Origin of the sequence: Sphingomonas mali NBRC 15500, assembly GCF_001598415.1 — a bacterium.
Classification (GTDB): domain Bacteria; phylum Pseudomonadota; class Alphaproteobacteria; order Sphingomonadales; family Sphingomonadaceae; genus Sphingomonas; species Sphingomonas mali.
Genome location: NZ_BCYX01000001.1, coordinates 425198 through 442634 on the forward strand (window position 1 = coordinate 425198; position 17437 = coordinate 442634).

26 protein-coding genes are annotated in these 17437 nt (G+C 65.3%); 13 read left to right on the forward strand and 13 right to left on the reverse strand.

Annotation, left to right across the window (positions count from 1 at the left end):
* Window positions 1-8 precede the first annotated feature (8 nt).
* From SMA01S_RS01975 to SMA01S_RS01990, 4 genes are all read left to right on the forward strand, one after another.
* A complete protein-coding gene (locus SMA01S_RS01975; protein ID WP_066816675.1) occupies window positions 9-443 on the forward strand; it encodes a DUF1330 domain-containing protein in 435 nt (144 codons plus the stop codon).
* A gap of 213 nt (window positions 444-656) precedes the next feature.
* Window positions 657-914, forward strand: a complete 258-nt coding sequence (locus SMA01S_RS01980) for a YjhX family toxin (RefSeq protein WP_066816679.1) — start codon at window positions 657-659, stop codon at window positions 912-914.
* Between the two features lie 266 nt (window positions 915-1180).
* Window positions 1181-1585 carry a nuclear transport factor 2 family protein gene (locus SMA01S_RS01985; protein WP_066816680.1) on the forward strand — a complete coding sequence of 135 codons (405 nt, stop codon included), beginning with the start codon at window positions 1181-1183 and terminating at the stop codon, window positions 1583-1585.
* Between the two features lie 82 nt (window positions 1586-1667).
* Entirely contained in the window at window positions 1668-2183 is a 516-nt protein-coding gene (locus SMA01S_RS01990) for a CHRD domain-containing protein (protein ID WP_066816682.1), read from the forward strand.
* Between the two features lie 102 nt (window positions 2184-2285).
* Here SMA01S_RS01990 and SMA01S_RS01995 read toward each other — a convergent pair whose 3' ends face one another.
* Window positions 2286-2633 carry a hypothetical protein gene (locus tag SMA01S_RS01995; protein ID WP_066816684.1) on the reverse strand — a complete coding sequence of 116 codons (348 nt, stop codon included), beginning with the start codon at window positions 2631-2633 and terminating at the stop codon, window positions 2286-2288.
* Between the two features lie 119 nt (window positions 2634-2752).
* On the reverse strand, window positions 2753-3217 hold the full coding sequence (locus tag SMA01S_RS02000) for a c-type cytochrome (protein ID WP_066816686.1): 465 nt from the start codon (window positions 3215-3217) through the stop codon (window positions 2753-2755).
* Between the two features lie 117 nt (window positions 3218-3334).
* Here SMA01S_RS02000 and SMA01S_RS02005 point away from each other — a divergent pair, with 117 nt between their 5' ends.
* Window positions 3335-3535 (forward strand): hypothetical protein, encoded by a 201-nt coding sequence (locus SMA01S_RS02005; RefSeq protein WP_066816871.1) that lies wholly within the window; start codon window positions 3335-3337, stop codon window positions 3533-3535.
* Window positions 3536-3651: 116 nt separating this feature from the next.
* Here SMA01S_RS02005 and SMA01S_RS02010 read toward each other — a convergent pair whose 3' ends face one another.
* From SMA01S_RS02010 to SMA01S_RS02035, 6 genes are all read right to left on the reverse strand, one after another.
* The gene (locus SMA01S_RS02010) at window positions 3652-3987 is read right to left on the reverse strand and encodes a DMT family protein (protein ID WP_066816687.1); all 336 of its coding nucleotides are present in this window, start codon (window positions 3985-3987) and stop codon (window positions 3652-3654) included.
* An 18-nt stretch (window positions 3988-4005) separates the two neighbouring features.
* Window positions 4006-4953 (reverse strand): MliC family protein, encoded by a 948-nt coding sequence (locus tag SMA01S_RS24025; protein ID WP_174543064.1) that lies wholly within the window; start codon window positions 4951-4953, stop codon window positions 4006-4008.
* Window positions 4954-5020: 67 nt separating this feature from the next.
* Entirely contained in the window at window positions 5021-5392 is a 372-nt protein-coding gene (locus SMA01S_RS02020; RefSeq protein ID WP_439654296.1) for an ExbD/TolR family protein, read from the reverse strand.
* Between the two features lie 336 nt (window positions 5393-5728).
* Window positions 5729-6322 (reverse strand): YdeI/OmpD-associated family protein, encoded by a 594-nt coding sequence (locus tag SMA01S_RS02025; protein ID WP_066816690.1) that lies wholly within the window; start codon window positions 6320-6322, stop codon window positions 5729-5731.
* Window positions 6323-6400: 78 nt separating this feature from the next.
* Entirely contained in the window at window positions 6401-6733 is a 333-nt protein-coding gene (locus SMA01S_RS02030) for a DNA primase (RefSeq protein WP_066816872.1), read from the reverse strand.
* Window positions 6734-6812: 79 nt separating this feature from the next.
* On the reverse strand, window positions 6813-8042 hold the full coding sequence (locus tag SMA01S_RS02035; RefSeq protein ID WP_066816691.1) for a multidrug effflux MFS transporter: 1230 nt from the start codon (window positions 8040-8042) through the stop codon (window positions 6813-6815).
* 161 nt (window positions 8043-8203) lie between these two features.
* Between SMA01S_RS02035 and SMA01S_RS02040 the strand changes: the two genes are divergently transcribed.
* From SMA01S_RS02040 to SMA01S_RS02065, 6 genes are all read left to right on the forward strand, one after another.
* On the forward strand, window positions 8204-8560 hold the full coding sequence (locus SMA01S_RS02040; RefSeq protein WP_066816692.1) for a DUF3597 domain-containing protein: 357 nt from the start codon (window positions 8204-8206) through the stop codon (window positions 8558-8560).
* A 70-nt stretch (window positions 8561-8630) separates the two neighbouring features.
* Window positions 8631-9134 (forward strand): hypothetical protein, encoded by a 504-nt coding sequence (locus SMA01S_RS02045; protein ID WP_066816693.1) that lies wholly within the window; start codon window positions 8631-8633, stop codon window positions 9132-9134.
* Window positions 9135-9280: 146 nt separating this feature from the next.
* Complete coding sequence (locus SMA01S_RS02050) at window positions 9281-10234, forward strand: isopenicillin N synthase family dioxygenase (protein WP_066816695.1); 954 nt, start codon at window positions 9281-9283, stop codon at window positions 10232-10234.
* A gap of 45 nt (window positions 10235-10279) precedes the next feature.
* Window positions 10280-10699 carry a hypothetical protein gene (locus tag SMA01S_RS02055; RefSeq protein ID WP_066816697.1) on the forward strand — a complete coding sequence of 140 codons (420 nt, stop codon included), beginning with the start codon at window positions 10280-10282 and terminating at the stop codon, window positions 10697-10699.
* Window positions 10700-10738: 39 nt separating this feature from the next.
* Window positions 10739-11104, forward strand: coding sequence for a hypothetical protein (locus SMA01S_RS02060; protein WP_157093737.1), 366 nt, complete (start codon window positions 10739-10741; stop codon window positions 11102-11104).
* 81 nt (window positions 11105-11185) lie between these two features.
* Window positions 11186-12481, forward strand: a complete 1296-nt coding sequence (locus SMA01S_RS02065; protein WP_066816703.1) for a homoserine dehydrogenase — start codon at window positions 11186-11188, stop codon at window positions 12479-12481.
* Window positions 12482-12499: 18 nt separating this feature from the next.
* On the opposite strand, the gene SMA01S_RS02070 is transcribed toward SMA01S_RS02065, so the two are convergent.
* The 5 genes from SMA01S_RS02070 to SMA01S_RS02090 all read right to left on the reverse strand — a co-directional run bounded on the left by SMA01S_RS02070 (window position 12500) and on the right by SMA01S_RS02090 (window position 15233).
* Window positions 12500-12955, reverse strand: a complete 456-nt coding sequence (locus SMA01S_RS02070) for a hypothetical protein (protein ID WP_066816705.1) — start codon at window positions 12953-12955, stop codon at window positions 12500-12502.
* 41 nt (window positions 12956-12996) lie between these two features.
* Complete coding sequence (locus SMA01S_RS02075) at window positions 12997-13296, reverse strand: hypothetical protein (protein ID WP_066816707.1); 300 nt, start codon at window positions 13294-13296, stop codon at window positions 12997-12999.
* Between the two features lie 114 nt (window positions 13297-13410).
* The gene (locus SMA01S_RS02080) at window positions 13411-13755 is read right to left on the reverse strand and encodes a hypothetical protein (protein WP_066816710.1); all 345 of its coding nucleotides are present in this window, start codon (window positions 13753-13755) and stop codon (window positions 13411-13413) included.
* A 60-nt stretch (window positions 13756-13815) separates the two neighbouring features.
* Complete coding sequence (locus SMA01S_RS02085; protein WP_066816716.1) at window positions 13816-14247, reverse strand: CoA-binding protein; 432 nt, start codon at window positions 14245-14247, stop codon at window positions 13816-13818.
* A gap of 23 nt (window positions 14248-14270) precedes the next feature.
* Window positions 14271-15233, reverse strand: a complete 963-nt coding sequence (locus tag SMA01S_RS02090; RefSeq protein ID WP_066816719.1) for an Mrp/NBP35 family ATP-binding protein — start codon at window positions 15231-15233, stop codon at window positions 14271-14273.
* Window positions 15234-15303: 70 nt separating this feature from the next.
* On the opposite strand from SMA01S_RS02090, the gene hflK reads away from it, so the two are divergent.
* Window positions 15304-16434 (forward strand): protease modulator HflK, encoded by a 1131-nt coding sequence (gene hflK, locus SMA01S_RS02095; protein WP_066816720.1) that lies wholly within the window; start codon window positions 15304-15306, stop codon window positions 16432-16434.
* On the forward strand, window positions 16434-17309 hold the full coding sequence (hflC, locus tag SMA01S_RS02100) for a protease modulator HflC (RefSeq protein ID WP_066816722.1): 876 nt from the start codon (window positions 16434-16436) through the stop codon (window positions 17307-17309). The genes hflK and hflC overlap by 1 nt, the downstream gene beginning before the upstream one ends.
* Window positions 17310-17437: the final 128 nt, after the last annotated feature.

A 17437-nucleotide genomic window follows, 5' to 3' on the forward strand; every position in this document is an offset into this window, starting at 1 on the left:
AGAGCGCCATGACCGAAGCCCATATCGACCCCACCCGTGAGCAGTTCGACGCCTTCAAGGCGCTCCCCCGCGACGCGCCGATCGCGATGCTCAACCTGGTCCGCTATCGCGAGCGCGCCGCCTATCCCGACGACCATGACTGCGCCGCGCTCGGGCTGACCGGGGCCGAGGCCTATGCCCGGTACGGCGCGGAAAGCGGGCCGATCTTTCGCCGCGTCGGCGGCAGCGTGATCTGGTCGGGCACGCCGCAGCTCGTGCTGACCGGGCCGGCGGACGAAGCGTGGGATACCGCGTTCGTCGCGCTCTACCCTAACGCGCATGCCTTTCTCGAGATGGTGACCGACCCCGCCTATCGCCTCGCGGTCGTCCATCGCCAGGCGGCGGTCGCGACCAGCCGGCTGATCCGCTGCGAGCCGCGCGAGGGGGGTGCCGGGTTCGCTTGAGGCGGCCGGCGCGCTCTCCCAAATCTTGACGAACCCGCCGTCCAACGGCACATCGGCGGCGTTCACCGCCCCTGAGGGAAGTATGAAGGAAATTGTCGCCCGCTGACCTGACGGCCCCGGTTTTGCCGGAGGCGCCGTCGTCATGCGCTCGACCCGCCGGGATATCCCGGTCGGGCGACGCGGTCGTTTTCTCGACTGACGGGCACAATCCACGTGAACATCTCAAAATACGAACAGCGCGTGCTGCACGCGCTCGCGCAGGGCGGCGCGATCCATCACCGCCGCGACAGCAACGGGCGGATCGTCGAGGCGATCTGCTTTACCCGCGAAGGCCATGTGCTGGCGGACGGCTCACTGCCGATATTCCGCAAGCTCAAGCGGCGCGGGCTGATCTTCAGCCAGAGCGGGCAGCCGTACCGGATCAGCCGGTTGGGGCTGGCGGCGGTGCGGTCGCAACTGGATAATCGGTGAGCGTCAATTCCCTCTCCCGTCGGGAGAGGGAAGGAGCGCCGACAGGCGCGGGAGGGTGAGGGCAGTCGTTGGCCCCTGCCCTCACCCTTCCGGCGCTTCGCGCCTCCCTCCAGCATCGGGTCGGCCATGCCCCCGGCATGGCCTAAACAGCGCGGGGCGCTGTTTACCCGATGCTCCCAAGGGGAGAGGGATTGTTGTGCCGAGTCTGTCCTATCGTCGGCGCCGAACCCGCTTTATCGTCCGCGCAAACCTTGGGGAGGAAAACCATGTCGCACGCCAATGTCGAACTGATCGGCGCCATCTATGCCGCCTTCGCCGCGGGCGACGTGCCGGGCGTGCTGGGGCGGATGGATCCGGCGATCGAATGGCACGAGGCGGAGAATTTCCCCTATGCCGATGGCAGCCCCTATATCGGCCCCGAAGCCGTGGCGCAGGGCGTGTTCATGCGCTGCGCGACCGAATGGGACGGGTTCGCGGTCCAGGTCGACGAGATCGTCGATGGCGGCGATACGGTGGTCGCGTTCGGCCGCTATCTCGGCACCTACAAGGCGACCGGCAAGGCGCAGCATGCGCAGATGGCGCATGTCTGGCGCATCGCCGATGGACGCGCGGTGTGGTTCCAGCAATATGTCGACACGCTGGCGGTCGCGCGCGTCACCGGCACCGCCTGATCCCGCTTCATCCTGGGGCAAGCTTGTCTGAGGTAACTCGCCGCGAGCCGTGTGCCGTGCTCGCCCGCCAATAGAGGATTCGATGCGCTTCACTCCCCTGATTGTCCTGACCGCCGTCACTGCCATCGCGATCGCCACTCCCGCCGCGGCCAAGACCGAGAGCTTCCGCGCGACGCTGGACGGCACCGCGATCCCGACGACCACCGGGTCGCCCGCGCATGGCAAGGTGACGGTCAAGGTCGACACGAAGGCGCAGCGCGTCTCGGTCGAGCTCGACGTGCAGGGCATCGCGCTGGACCAGCTCAACGACGCCCTGGTCGCCAAGCCGATCGGGCCGGTCCATTTCCACCAATATCGCACCGCCGACGACGTCGAGGCGGTGCTGCCCGTGCCCTATGGCGCCAATTACCGCGCGACCAAGAACGGCTTCCACGTGTCGATGCGCAATTATTCCTATGCCGAGGGCGCGAAGCTGCTCAACGATCAGGATACGTTCGAGGAATTCGTCGACGCGCTGAACGCCGGCAAGATCGTGATCAACATCCACACCGACAAATTCCCGGATGGCGAGATCAGCGGCAAGGTGATGCCGAACTAGGGCGTGGGCTAGTAATCGGGGGACATCAGGGAATGGGGAAAGCGGCCATTTCTCGCGGTAGAGCCCCAGCGGCGTTCAGCTGAATGACTGAACGCTAATTCGCTACTGGCTTTTGCTTGCCTCTCGGCGAATTTCCTCGGCTGCCCTGTCGAGCGTTGCTGCCGCCTGATCGATTATCGCGCGTTGATACGTGAGACACGCCTCGATGGCGTCGTTTGGGTCGCCGTAAAGTCCGGGTTGGGTGCGGGCAATCGTTCTAACCTCGGCGAAACCCCGGCCTTCCTTATAGAGCTTCGAGCATAACCTGCGGCGGTTCTCGGACAGCCGCACCAGCTGCTGAGGTGCGGTCTCCGCGACGGGCGCCGGATCAGGATCGTATCTGAGAAGCTCATCGTCTTGCATGGTGATCAGGAACAGAGCCAGCACCCCGATCATCCCGGTCTCCGCCATCCTGACGCCCCCGCTTGCTGATATCCGATAACGGCAGACCGATGATCATGCCCGCAACTCGGTCGTTTCCGACTGGCCGCTTTATGAGTCTACCCGTCTGACTCCGCTCGGCGCCCCGCTTACCCCTTGGGCTTGTCCGCCACGCGATACTTGTCGTGGCAAGCCGAGCAGGCGTTGCGCACCACGCCCCATTGCGCCGCAAAGCCCGCCTGATCGCCCGCCTTGGCGATATTGGCGAGCTCGGCCGCTTCCGTCGCCAACGTCGCCGCCGCCTTCTCGAACCCGGCGCGGTCGCTCCACACGGTCGGCAATGCCTTGGTCGTGCCGCCGTCGCTGCCCGCGGGGAACAACCCAGGTAGCGCGCGCGCCCAGGCGGCGATCGCGCCAGCGGCGAAGGCCTGGGTCTTCACGTCGCCCTTGGCATCGATCACCCCTTTCATTCCGCCAAAGGCCGCACCTTGCAGCTTGAAGCCGGCCTGCCGCGCCGCGATCAGCTGATCGGCGTCGTCGCGCCGCGTCGCCGCCGCCGCGGTCAGCACGCTCGCCGCCATCACCAGCACCAATGCCGACATCGTCCTGGTCATCGCGCCTCTCCCTTGGTTGAAGTCGCGCGATGCTATGCCCGCACGAGCGATCGGGCAATCCCGCCGTTAACCGGCTTTGCGGAGCGCGCGTTAACCGTGCGCGGCTATCGTCCGGTGATGATCTCGTCCAAAATCTTCCGCAGCCGATGGTCGGCCTTGTTCTGGGCGGCCGGGATCATCTGGACGGCGTACGACGTCGCGAGTGCCAACACGCCCGACCCGGTGACCAACAACGCCACCGCCGCGGATACCGACGCAACCGGCGTCGCGATCGACAATGGCGACCTGGCGGTGCTCGCAAACGCGATGGGAAATTAGGGGCGATCGTCACCCCGGACTTGTTCCGGGGTCCAACCCTCCACGCGGGAATCCAGCCGTTGTTGCACGTTGGATGCCGGAACGAGTCCGGCATGACGGCGGTGCGAAGGTCGCCGCTACTTCCCCGCGAACAGGAACGCGACGGCGCCGACCAGGCAGAGGAACGCCCCCAGATGCCGCCAGCCGAGCGGCTCGCCCAGCACCGTCACCATGAACACGCCGAACGCCGCGAGCGCGATCGCTTCCTGCGTCACCTTGAGCTGTCCGCCCGACCAGCCCGCGGCATAGCCGATGCGGTTGGCGGGGACCGCCAGGCAATATTCGAAAAAGGCGATGCCCCAACTGATCGCGATCACGATCCAGAGCGGCTTGGCCATGCCGCCCTTCAGATGCCAGTACCAGGCGATCGTCATGAAACAGTTGGACAGCGCGAGCAGGGCCACCGTCCACATGGCGGTCGATCTCTTTCGTTAGCGAATGACGGAGCACGCGATGGGCGGCTGGCCCGGCGTCGTCAAGGTCGCGGCATCGCCTTTGCCGCGCAGTTCGTACGGGCCCTTCCTGTACCAGATGCCCGAGGCCGGCTTCTGCCCGTCGAGCGTCGCCAGCGTCCGGCCGTTACGCGTGATCGCGGCGGTGTCGCGCTGATTGTCGAACCGCACCGCGAATTTGCTCCCGTCCATGCAGCGATAGCGTGCGCTGACCACCGGCGGCGTGCCGCTCGTATCGGCGGCACCGGTTCCGCCACCCGCTTCCGGCTTCGCACCACCCCTGCCCGGCGCGGGCTTCAGGTCGACCGAATAGATATGCCATTTGCGCTGCTCGGCCGTCGCGCCATCGACGACGGCGCGGCGCAGGACGATCGTGCCGGTCTGATAGTCGGGCCGGCCGTCCTTGAGCCGGGCATAGACCTGCACGGGAACCGAGACGTAGCGGCTTCCCGCCGCGCCCTCTATCTCGCCCGGGCCGCCGATATTGGCGTGATATTCCTTGTATTTGGCAAAGCTCGCCGCAAACGCCGCCGGGCTCAATTTGCTGTCGGCGCCATCATTGCCCCACAAGGCGCGGGCGGCCGCATATTTGCCGCCCTCGATGCTGGCGAAATAGATCTGGGCGACGTTCGCGGCGCCCTGCGCGCTGTCGGGAGTGAACTTGCCTTCGGACACCGGAGTCTTGTCGTCGGGCAGTCCGCCCGGCTGGCCGGGTTCGGCGGGTGCCAGCGGCGGTTCGTCACCGGTCGCCGGCGCCACCGCGCCGTTGGTCGCGACCTCCGACACATTGTCGGTCGCATTATAGGTGTTGATGTCGCCCCGCGCGCGTTCGGCGGCGTCATTGATATCGACTTCGCTATTGCCGGTCGTGGCCGGCTGCGAACAGGCGGCAAGGCACAGGAACGGAACAAGCAGGACGGCGCGCACGATGGAACCCCCGGGGCAATGCGGTAAGAGGGGGTGTGAACGTTCCAACGCCCGCGTCGTTCCCCGGTCAGAAGACCTGCTTGAACTGGTCGTTGCCGACGAACCCCAGCCGCGTGACGCCGGCGCGCTTCACCGTTGCCAGCACGCGATCGAACGTCTCGTAGCGCGCGGCGGCGTCGGCACGGATGGTGAGCGTCGCGTCCTTGTCCGCCATCGTCGCGACCAGTTGATCGGGCAGCGCGCTCTCCGCGATGGCGGCGCCGTCGAGGCTGAGCGCGCCCGACGCCGCGATCTCGAGCCGGTGCATCTTCTGGTCGGGCACTGTCCGTGGTGCGCCGTTGGGCAAGTCGACTGCCACCGTGTGCGTGGCGACCGGCAGCGTGAGGATCATCATGATCAGGAGTACCAACAACACGTCGATCAACGGCGTGATATTCATCTCGGCGATCGGTTGGGAATGGGCGGTACGGCTGGCCACGAGCGATCTCCCGTTCTGATACATGATAACGTATCATATCACGAGAGGATGGCAAGCCTCCGCAGGGCTGGGGGTGGACATTCAACATCGCCAATTCGTCATGCCGGGCTTGTCCCGGCATCCACCGGGCACCGAGCCCAACCCTTTGAGCCTCTTGTCCCGCGCCTGCGGCCTGGTGGACCCCGGCACAAGGCCGGGGCGACGTTGGGAATTAGACGAAAGTCAGGGAAAATAAGCGATGTTCACCTTTGGTCATCGTCATCTGAACGCTCGCATCGCCTAACCTCGCCGGCCCGCTCAGCAATTCTCGTATTTCCAGTTGAGCTTCTTGCCCGCGCGCAGCTGTTCGATCGTCTGGGCGACGCGCTTGGCCCGCGTTTCGTCGCGCTTGGCATCGGCCACCCATTCGCGATATTCGCGGCGGCAACTCGGTGGGAAAGCGTTCCAGGTCGCCATCGCCTGCGCGTCCGCCGCCAGCGCGTCGGCGAGCGCTGGCGGGACTTCGGCTTCGGGCTTGCTGGCGCGGGCTGGCCGCTTGGGCTTTTCGCCGGCATCGATCTTGGCCAGCGCCTGATCGAGCCGGTCGAGCAATAACGTGTCGGGCGGCAGGGTCGCGACGTCGGTCAGGCGGCCATATTGGCCCATCGCATCGCCTTCCTTGCCGGTGGCCAGGCCCAGCCGATCCCAGAAACCGAACGCGGCATGTTCCTTGAACGCCGCCATATTGGCGAGCAACTCGCCCTTATAGGTGAAGAACGGCATGCTCCATTTGATCGTTTCCTCGACCGCCGGCGCATGGCCGTGGATGAGGTCACGCAAATGGGTGAGGATCGGTTTCGCGAAGTCGTTCTTGCTCGCGATATAAGCGTCGACGCGCGGATCCCTGGACATCGGTTCTCCTTTCGGTTTCCGGTCGGGCCGGAAACCTAGGGCCGTCGTTAGCCGACGGTCAACGCCGACGTCATGGCGTCAGGAATTGAGCGCCTCGTCATCGGCGTCGGACAAGTCGTCGTCATCGTCGGAATCGCCGTCGTCGAACTTGTCCTGGACCTCGTCCTCGTCGATATCCTCGTCCGACAGGTCGGCATCCTCGTCCTCTTCGCCGACATCGTCGGCGGACATCTCGACATCGTCATTCTCGGGCTCGTCGCCCAGATCGGGATCGAGATCGGTCAGGATCGTGCCGTCAGTCGGCCCGTCACGCGTCGCTTCCAATATTTCGGCGCGCTGGCTTTCATCATAGCCTTCCTCGTCATAACCGTCGTCGCCCGACCCTTGGCCCGGTACCTGATATCCGCCCATTTCCGTCTCCATGACATTAGGGTGCAGACCCTTAGGAAGCGAACGGCGGCGCGGCCTTTGGGTTCCGCCAGACGCTATACTAAGCGGGGCGGAATAGGCGACCGCGCTCGACGATCGCCGCCAGCACCAATGCTACCACTCCGGCGGTGAGGAAGCCAAGATGCAGCGGCGTGGTGGTGCCGTCGAACGCCATGCCGATCAGGCCGCCGATCGCGGCACCGCCGGTGGTGACGACGAAGCCCTGGAGGCTCGAGGCCGTCCCGGCGATCTCGCCCATGTTCATCATCGCCATCGCCGAGCAGTTCGACGCGGCGAGCCCGAAACACGCCATCGTCACGGCCTGGAGCGCGACGAAGGTCCACAGATTCTCGAGCCCGAGATAGCTGATCACCAGGCTGGCCGACGCCGCCACGATCAGCACGACCATCGCGCCATGCGAGATGCGCCGCATACCGAGCCACATGACGATCCGCGAATTGAGCAGATTGCCGCACGCCATCGTCACCGCGCAGGCGGCGAAGATCAGCCCCAGCCGTTCGGGCTGATGGAACACTTTCTCGACGATCGGCTGGATGCTGGTGATATAGCCGAACAGCGCGCCCTGCAGCCCGATCACCGCCGCGGCATAGCCCACCGACAAGCGATCCTGCAGCGTGCGCTTCCAATTGCCCAGGAGCAGCTTCGCCTCCAGCGGCACGCGCCGCTCCGGCGGCAATGTCTCGGGCATGCGCGCCACGAACCACAGGACCGTCACCGCGCTGACCACCGCGATCATGTTGAAGATCAGCCGCCACGATCCCATCAACAGGATGAACTGGCCGATGCTCGGCGCGATGATCGGAAAGATCATGAACGTCATCACCGCCAGGCTGCTCACGCGCGCCATCGCCCGGCCCGAATAGCAATCGCGGATCAGCGCGATCGTCACGACGCGCGTCGCGGCGATCGCCACCCCCGCGCATACGCGCGAAATCAACAGCAGGTCGAAGCTCTTCGCGGCCGCGCAGACCAGGTTCATCAGGATGTAGAGCACCATCGACCCGACCAGCACCGGCCGCCGGCCATAACGGTCGGCCAGCGGGCCGTGGATCAGCTGCGCCGCGCCGAACCCACCCGAGAACATCACGATCACCAGCGGCAAATCGCGTGCCGCGGTATTCAGATCTCGGCCGATCTCCGGCAGCGCCGGCAGCATGGTGTCGATGCCGAGCGCGCCCAACGCCATCAGCACGGCGATCAGCGCGACGAACTCCACGAAATGGATCGGCGACGAGGATTCGGCGCGAGAGGGATCCACAGGTTGCGGCATCCCGCCCCCATGCCCCAGCCGCGCGCACAAATCAGCCCCGAAAAAATTTTGTCACGCAACCGGAATAGGCTGCCGCCGCCGGACCGATCGCGGCCATTGCCGGTCGCGAGTGCAGGTCCTAAGCCACTGTCCTTCGGGGGTGGAAACGTGAGGAGAATCGCATGAGCATCTTCGGAACGATCAAGGACGCCATTTTCGGCTCCGCCACGCCGGCGCCCGCGCCGGCCCCTGCTCCCGCCGAGGCAGCGGCCCCGCCGCCTCCCCCTCCTCCCCCGCCGGCGACGTTGAGCGAGGACCAGATTTATGCGGTGCTCGAAAAGCACGCCGAAGCGCGTGGCGAGCCGCTCAACTACAAGGAATCGATCGTCGACCTGATGAAGGCGATCGGCCAGGATTCGAGTCTGGACGCACGCAAGCAGCTCGCGACCGAGCTCGGCTATACCGGTGATCAGAGCGACACCGCGACGATGAACATCTGGCTCCATCAGAAGACGATGGACAAATTGATGAACGGCTGACGCGCCGATCCTTCTTGCCGTGGCGGGCGCCTAGGTGTATTATTCTGATAACGCACTATGGGAGCCCGCCATGCATCGTTTGATACCTCTTGCCGCCGCCGCGCTGGCGCTCGCCGCCTGTGGCGAGCATGACGGCAACAGCACCTCGATCAGCTTCAGCGGCAACAGCTCGGGCGGCGCCGTGTCCGGCGGGATCGACAGTTCGGGGAATCTGAAGATCAACGCCAACGGCTTCAAGGCCGATCTGAAGCTGCCCAAATTCTCGGTCGACGCGAACAATTTCGAGATGAACGGGGTGCACCTCTACCCCGGCTCGACGATCAGCTCGATCAACGTCAATGGCGGTCAAGATGAGGACAAGGATCCCGGCAAGGTCCGCGTCGCCTTCACCAGCCCGGCCAATGCCGCGACCGTGCGCGACTGGCTCAAGGAGCGGCTGGGCAAGGCAGGCTTCGCCCTGTCGGCCGACGGCGCTGGCCTGACCGGCAAGACCGACGACGGCAAGCCGTTCGCGCTCAAGCTGAGCGACCAGGGCGCGAACAAGTCGAGCGGCACGATCGACATGGGTGGGTGACGCCGAAATACCCGTCACCCCAGCGCAAGCTGGGGTCTCAAGAGGCTTAAGGGACGCTCGTGGCACGAGACCCCAGCTTGCGCTGGGGTGACGGATGAATGGCGAGGGTCTATCATCCCCCTTTCGAGAATTCCGGACGATAGAAAATGCTAGACACTCCTTCCGCCCAGGTCCCGACTCTCAGCCTCGCCGACGAAGCGCGCGACCCCGCCGCCTTTGCCGCGGCGTTCGGCGGATCGTTCGAACGCTTCGGTTTCGCGATCGTCGCCGACCACGGCGTCCCGCTGCCGCTGATCCAGCGCGCCTGGCGCCTGACTGAGGAGTTCTTCGCGCTGCCGGTCGAGGAGAAGCATTCCTATTACGACAAGGCCTGGGGCGGCCAGCGCGGCTACACCCCCTTCAAGACCGAGATCGCCAAGGACGCCAAGCATGTCGACCTGAAGGAATTCTGGCATGTCGGACGCGACCTGCCCGAGGGGCACCCGGCCGCCGCGACGATGATGCCCAATGTCTGGCCGTCGCGTCCGGGCGATTTCCAGGAAGCGCTGACCGATTTGTGGAACGCCTTCGACCGCGCCGGCCTCCGCCTGCTCTCGGCGATCGCGCGGCATTTGAAGCTGGCGCCCGATTATTTCGAGACGGTGGTCGATCACGGCAATTCGATCCTGCGGCTGCTCCATTATCCGCCGATCCCGGCAGATGCAGAGGGTGTGCGTGCCGGCGCGCATGAGGACATCAACCTGATCACCCTGCTGCTCGGCGCCGAGGAAGCCGGGCTGGAACTGCTCGACCGCGATGGCGAGTGGCTGGCGATCCGCCCGCCCGAAGGCGCGATGGTGGTCAATGTCGGCGACATGTTGCAGCGGCTGACCAACAACGTCCTGCCGTCGACCACGCACCGGGTGGTCAATCCGCCGCCCGAACGCCGCGGCTTCTCGCGTTATTCGATGCCGTTCTTCCTGCATCCCAATCCGGAATTCCTGATCGAGACGCTGCCGAGCTGCATCAGCGCGGACAACCCGAACCACTATCCGACGCCGATCACCGCGCACGATTATCTACACGAACGGCTGGTCGAAATTGGCCTCGTGAAAGCCTGATCGTTTCGTGCTAAGATTCATTCTGAGGCAGCAAGGAAAAGCATCGTGTATCGCGAAATCCTGATTGTCGGCGCGCTTGTCGCCACACTGACCGCCATTCCAATGGCTCATGCTCAATGGGTACAGCGCAACCAATCACGCTTCCAGCCACCCTATACCAGCTATACCGGCCAAGGTGCGTTTCAGAGCGGCGCTGAGACGAGCCCTCGTTACATGCCCCCGCCCAATGAGCAGCAAGTCGCAGAGATGGTCCGATGGAATGCGGTTGGCCAGTGCGTCAGCGGACAGGATCGCGAAGCGAGCTTGGCTTGGGTCGGCGGACGCCGCGAGGCCAAGCTCGCCCGCGTTCGCCTCGAGCCGGTGTTCGCTCGCTGCCTGGCGGGTAGCGGCATCACCGATCCGAACGACAAGGCGCTTCGTCGCGCGGCACTTGCCGACGCGCTGGGCGTCAAACTAGCGCAATAATTTCAGATGAGGGGCGTGGGGGCGATGCATCGTTTTATCGTGGCAGCGAGTCTGCTGGCCAGCGCGGCGTGGCTGGTACCGGAGGCGATGGCACGACCGGCGGCGGATCTGTTCGCGGGCGAACGCGACGACGCGACGCGTGTGGAGCGGACAACGTCGAACCCATCCGGCCTGCTGCGCTTGTGGTCGACGGTGGGGCGTTGCGTTGTCCAGCACGACCGCAACACCGCCCTGACCTTCGTCCGCGCGCCGCTCGGCTCTGATTTGTCGCTCGCCGCCGCGCGCCGACTGGACCCGGTATTCGCCGGTTGCCTGGCCGGATCGCGCGTGCCCGGCCCGTCAAGCGTGGTGTTGCGCCGCGCCGCCTTGGCCAACGCGCTCGGCATTACCAGCAACCGGATCTAGGACTCCGGCAACTTTTTCGACGGTATCGGTAGGCGGCGAACGCTTGCGGCGAGCGGCAAAGTTCCTCTACGCGGGAAAGCGATGACTTCGACCTCCCCGCTACGCGTTGCGCTCGCAGGCCTTGGCACCGTCGGTGCCGGCGTGATCAAACTCCTCGACGTCAATGGCGAGCTCATCGCCCGGCGCGCGGGCCGGCCGATCGAGATCGTCGCGGTGTCCGCGCGCGACCGCGCCAAGGACCGTGGCGTCGATATCGAACGATTCGACTGGGTCGACGATACCGCGGCGCTGGCGCATCGCGAGGACGCCGACGTGGTGGTTGAGCTGATCGGCGGATCGGACGGCCCGGCACTGACACTAGCGCGCGCGACGCTCGCCGGCGGCAAGGGATTGGTCACCGCCAACAAGGCGATGATGGCGCATCACGGCCTCGAACTCGCCGAAGCGGCCGAGGCCGCCAATGCCCCGCTCAAGTTCGAGGCGGCGGTCGCCGGGGGCGTTCCGGTCATCAAGGGCCTGCGCGAAGGGGCTGCGGCCAACGAGATCAGCCGGGTCTACGGCATCCTCAACGGCACCTGCAATTTCATCCTGACCAAGATGGAAGCCGAGGGACGAGACTTCGCCGACGTCCTGGCCGAAGCGCAGGCTTTGGGGTTCGCGGAGGCCGATCCGAGCTTCGACATCGACGGCGTCGACGCGTCGCACAAGCTCTCGATCCTCGCCAGCCTGGCGTTCGGCACACGTCCCGCTTTCGCCGATGTCGCGACCGGCGGGATCCGCCACGTCCTTGCCGCCGATATCGCCGAGGCCCAGACCCTGGGCTATCGCATTCGCCTGGTCGGCATCGCCGAAGCCGGACCGAAGGGCCTGTTCCAGCGCGTCCATCCGCATCTCATCCCGCTCAGCCACCCGCTCGCGCACGTCTCGGGCGCGCTCAACGCGGTCGTCGCGGAGGGCAATTTCGTTGGCCGATTGCTGTTCCAGGGCGCCGGCGCGGGCGACGGACCGACCGCATCGGCAGTGGTCGCCGATCTGATCGACATCGCCCGCGACGAATTCGGGCCGCCTTATGCGATGCCCGTCGCCAATCTGACCGCTCTTCCCGCCGCCGATAGCGGCGAGCGCCGCGGCCGCGCCTATCTGCGCTTCATGGTCGCCGATCGTGTCGGGGTGCTGGCGGAGATCGCAGCGGCGATGCGCGATGCCGGCGTTTCGATCGAAAGCCTGATGCAGCGCGGCGTCAGCGCCGATGGCAGCGTCCTGGTCGCGATCGTCACGCATGAAGGGCCCGAACGCGCAGTTGCCCAGGCGCTCGAAAAACTCCGCGGGTCACAAAGCCTGGCCGGCGAGCCGCTCTGGATGCACATCCTCGGCTGATCCGTCCGGGAAGGCTTCTCAGGGTAGCAGCTTCCCCTCGGTCGACGGCGGCGTGTCATCGAGCGGGATCGCGACGCGGCCGGTCTTGTCGGGCTTTTTCGCGAACGCCTTTTTGGCGAGATCCGCAGCGCCCTTGATCATCGGCACGAGCGGCGGTCCGAATCCGACGACGCAGCTCCGGCTGATCGGACACGGCGTGCCTTGCGCGGCCAACGCGCCGGTACCGCTCTTATACGGATTGGACGGCACCGGCCCGTCAGGTGGTATCTCTTCAGGATAAGGCAATGTTTGCGACGGTAGCGGATTGCCGCACACGACGATGTCCTTACCATCGACATGACGCACGCATGGCTCGTTGGCGACGGGGATCAGGATCGAGAATCGCTCCGGCGTGTTGGTAGCGGGCGTTTGGGGTGGTGCGGTGGCGGGAGTCACCGCGGCTTGCAAGGCCAGAGACAATAGCAATCCGGGCATAAAGATCCCTCCCGCGAGCAACGTAGAACTCGAACCCGGCGTTAATGCGGCAGGAAACTCGTCCGCAAGGTATCGATCGGATTCTGGCTCGATCGCAACAGCGTACGGCGCTTGCTGAGGCAGCGCATCGCGCCGATCACGTCGCATTTCCTGCCATCGTCTGCGAGCGCGCGGTCCTTGACGGATACTATGTCGTCGCTCGACGCCGGTAGTCGATAGCGATCAGCGCATCCGCCCACGCATCGCGTCGGCGGCGCCGGCGGCTTCAGCGTGAAATCCAGCTTCAAAGTCGGGTTGTGCGACGCGGCGCCCAACATGACCAGCAACAACGGCGTGAGCATCGGACCGACCCCTGTCTCGAGCACCCCAAAGGCTAACACATGAGGCCACAAGACGTTCCGGAACGCCAGAGGATGCGCCCGAATCGGCCAATTTTTCGTCGCAATTCGGCGCGTTCACGGGGCGATCGGTCGCTCGCCCATCAGCGACACGCCGGATCGTGTGCTGACCGATACCCCGGCCGCGCCGCAACCGACGAGAAAGGTCGACTTTTCCTGGCAATTATTGGTCCTGGCGAGCATTCGCTCGCGCTCGGCCGGGACGCCTTCATGCCGAGGGTCGTTGGGGTCGATCACCGTCAGCGGTGCACGATAGCGATCGGCCTCACGCCGCCCGCAAATGACGATATCGTCGGGTTGATTGTCATGGCAGTCGATCGTCGCGCGGGTTGCGGCGCGGTAACGGTCCATCGCCGTGTCGAGCTGCGGGGTCGCCTGCATCACCACCAGCCACCACAGCATGATCCGACTCGCGATGTTACGTACGGCTCCGTAATGATCCGCGATTGCGGCGATTTCGCGTCAGTCGGCGACGCGCGGTACGCCGAGCCGCGGGATCTCGATCGCCGGACAGCGATCCATCACCACTTTCAGCCCGGCCGCCTCGGCCCGCGCCGCGGCCTCTTCGTTGATGACGCCCAGTTGCATCCACACCGCTTTCGCACCCGAGGCGATCGCTTCGTCGACCGCCTCGCCTGCCGCTTGTGGCCGACGGAAGATGTCGACGATGTCGATCGGCACGCCGATCTGGGCAAGGTCGTGGAAGACATATTCGCCATGGACGTGCTCGCCGGTGATCTGCGGATTGACCGGAATCACGCGATAGCCATGGCGTTGCAGCATCGCCATCACACCATAGCTCGGGCGGTCGGGGCGGTCCGACGCGCCAACCATCGCGATCGTGCGCGCATTGGTCAGCAACTCGCGAATGTCCTGGTCAGCGTTGAGCGGCATGTCCGTCTCCCAAATCCATTCGGCTAGCGACCGACGGAAATCCAGTCGTTCACTTTCCCGGCTATTTCTCCGAACGCCGCGCCTTCGGGCCCGTTCCCGGCAGCCGGCGGTGTGCCCGCGTCGGAGGCGATCCGGATCGCCATCTCCAGCGGCACGCGCCCGAGGAACGGAACACCCATCTCCTTCGCCGCGGCCTCCGCGCCGCCCTGTCCGAACGGATCGGAATATTCGCCGCAATGCGGACAGCGATAGCCCGCCATATTCTCGATCACGCCGATCACCGGCACGCCGGCCTTGCCGAACAGGTCAGCGGCGCGGCGCGCATCGATCAGCGCCAGATCCTGCGGGGTCGACACGATCACCACACCGGCAGGTTTGTATTTCTGGATCATCGTCAGCTGCACGTCGCCGGTGCCGGGCGGCATGTCGACCACCAACGTGTCGGCGGTGCCCCAATCTCCCTCGATCAACTGCCCCAGCGCGCTCGCCGCCATCGGGCCTCGCCAGGCAACGGCCTGACCCGGCGCGACCAACTGGCCCATCGACAGGATCGGCACGCCGAATGCGGTCGGCACCGGGATCATCGTCTTCTCACGCGCCTGGGGCTTGATTCCCTCTACGCCCATCAGGGTCGGCTGCGAGGGTCCGTAGATATCGGCGTCGACCAGGCCGACTTTGCGCCCCGCCCTGGCCAGCGCGATCGCCAGATTGGCGGCGACGGTCGATTTGCCGACCCCTCCCTTGCCGCTGGCTACCGCGATCAGCTTGCGGCCGACACGCTCGCTGGTCATCGCGACGCGCACCTCGCGCGCTTCCGGACCGGCGAGCGCGGCGGCATGCACCCCCGCCTCCAGCGCCTCGCGCGCGTCCGGATCCAAACCCGTAACGTCGAGGATCACGCTTGCGCGATCACCATCGAGTCGAACCGTCGCGCGGTCGCCCGCCACTTCTGCGACGCGTGCCGCCAGCCCCATCTTTTCGTCCATGCGCGCCAGATAGGGCCGTAACCGCCGCTTGCCACTGTTTTTCCGCGCAGCGGCGCCTATAAAGAGGAATATGACGATTGCCTTGCCATGGCGGCGCCGCCTTTCCGAAACCATGTCCGACAAGCCGAAAAGCCCTTGGGGGGGTAGCGACGGAGGCGATTCCGATGGCGGGAGTGGCGACGGCAATGGCGGCAACGACGCCGGCCCGCGCAACCCCTGGGCCCAGGCGCCGGGCTCGCGCGCTCGCAGCCCACGTTCGGGCAGCGGGATCGAAGACTTGTTGAAGCGCGCGCGCGGCGGCGGCGGTGGTGGTGGTGGCGGTAATTTCCGCCTTCCGGGTGGCGGTAATGCGCGATCCTTGTGGCTGGCGGGCGTCGGTCTGCTGGTCGTGCTGTGGATCGCGTTTACCAGCCTGCACGTGATCGGGCCGCAGGAGCGCGGCGTGGTGACCTATTTCGGGCGCTATTCGGGCACGATCGGCCCGGGCTATAATTGGACGCTGCCCGCGCCGATCGCCTCGGTTCGGACGATCAACGTCATGGGCATCCAGACCTTCCAATTCCCCGACAGCGACAATGGCGGCGGCGGACCCAATCTGGTGCTGACTCGCGACGGCAATCTGGTCGACCTCAGCTATTCGGTGCAGTGGAACATCATCGACCCGCAGAAATATGTGTTCGAACTCGACAAGCCCGATGAGGCGGTCAAGGCGACCGCGGAGACCGCGGTGCGCGCGGCGATCGCCAATTCGACGCTCGACGACGTACTCGGCGCCGGCAAATTGTCGATCCAGACCCAGGTCGCCGTCACGATGCAGCAGATCCTCGACGATTATCAGTCGGGCATCCGCATCGTGAACGTCGCGCTCAACAACGCCGCCGCGCCGGCGCAAGTAAATGACGCCTTCAAGAACGTCACCGCCGCGCAGAACGAGCGGCAGTCGAACGTCACCCAGGCGCGCGGCTATGCGTTGCAGGTGGTGGCGATCGCCCAGGGCCAGGCCGCGGCCTTCAACAGCGTTTACGAGCAATACAAGCTCGCGCCCGAAGTGACGCGCCGCCGCATGTATTACGAGACGATGGAAGCCATTCTGTCCAAGAACGACAAGACGATCATCGAGCCGCGCAACATCGCGCCGTTCCTGCCGGTGCCCGGGAATATCAGAAAACTGCCCGATGCCCCGCAAGCGGAGGCACGCTGATGACTTGGCTGCGTAACCCGATCACGCTCGGCGTCGTCGCCCTGCTCGCGGTAATCCTGCTCGCCAGCACGGTCGCGATCGTTCCCGAAACCAAGCAGGTTGTCGTCGTCCAGTTCGAGAAGCCGATCGGCACCGTCAATCGCTGGAAACCGGGCGAAGCGCTCGGCCAGACCGGTGCGGGGCTGATGGCGCGCATTCCCTTGGTCGATCGCCTGATCTGGATCGACAAGCGCGTGCTCGATCTCGATCTCGACAATCAGCCTGTGCTGTCGACCGACCAGCAGCGGCTCGAGGTCGACGCCTTCGCGCGCTTCCGGATCGTCGATCCGCTGCGCCTCGTCCAGTCGATGGGCCTGACTTCAGGCACCGAGGATCGCGTCCGCGCGCAGCTGACACCGTTGTTCGCCTCGGCCTTGCGCTCCGAACTCGGCAAGGTCGATTTCGACGCGCTGCTCAGCCCCGAACGCGGCCAGTTGATGGACAATATCCAGATCGCGCTGCAGCGTTATGCGCGCAATTACGGCGTCCAGATCATCGACGTGCGCATCAAGCATGCCGACTATCCCGAAGGATCGCCGCTGCAATCGGCGCTCGACCGGATGAAGAATACGCGCGAACAACAGGCGCAGACGATCCGTTCGGAAGGTCAGCGCGACGCGGCGATCATCCGCGCCCAGGCCGACGCGCAGGCAGCGAAGATCTACGCCGAAGCGTTCAACAAGGATCCCGCTTTCTACGACTTTTATCGCGCGATGCAGTCCTATCGGGTCACATTCGGCCCCGACTCCAACGGCAAACTGCCGCCGGGATCGACCAACCTGATCCTTACCCCGGACAATTCGTATCTGAAGGAATTCGAAGGCAACGGGAAATGACGCGCTGAACCGATCGGAACGTGGCGGGTTTGACCAATCAGGTTCCTTGCAGTTCGTTCATATTCAATCGCCGTTCAGGCTCCGGCGGGCAAGAACAGTCCGACTGGGGCATATCGAGACGAAGAGGA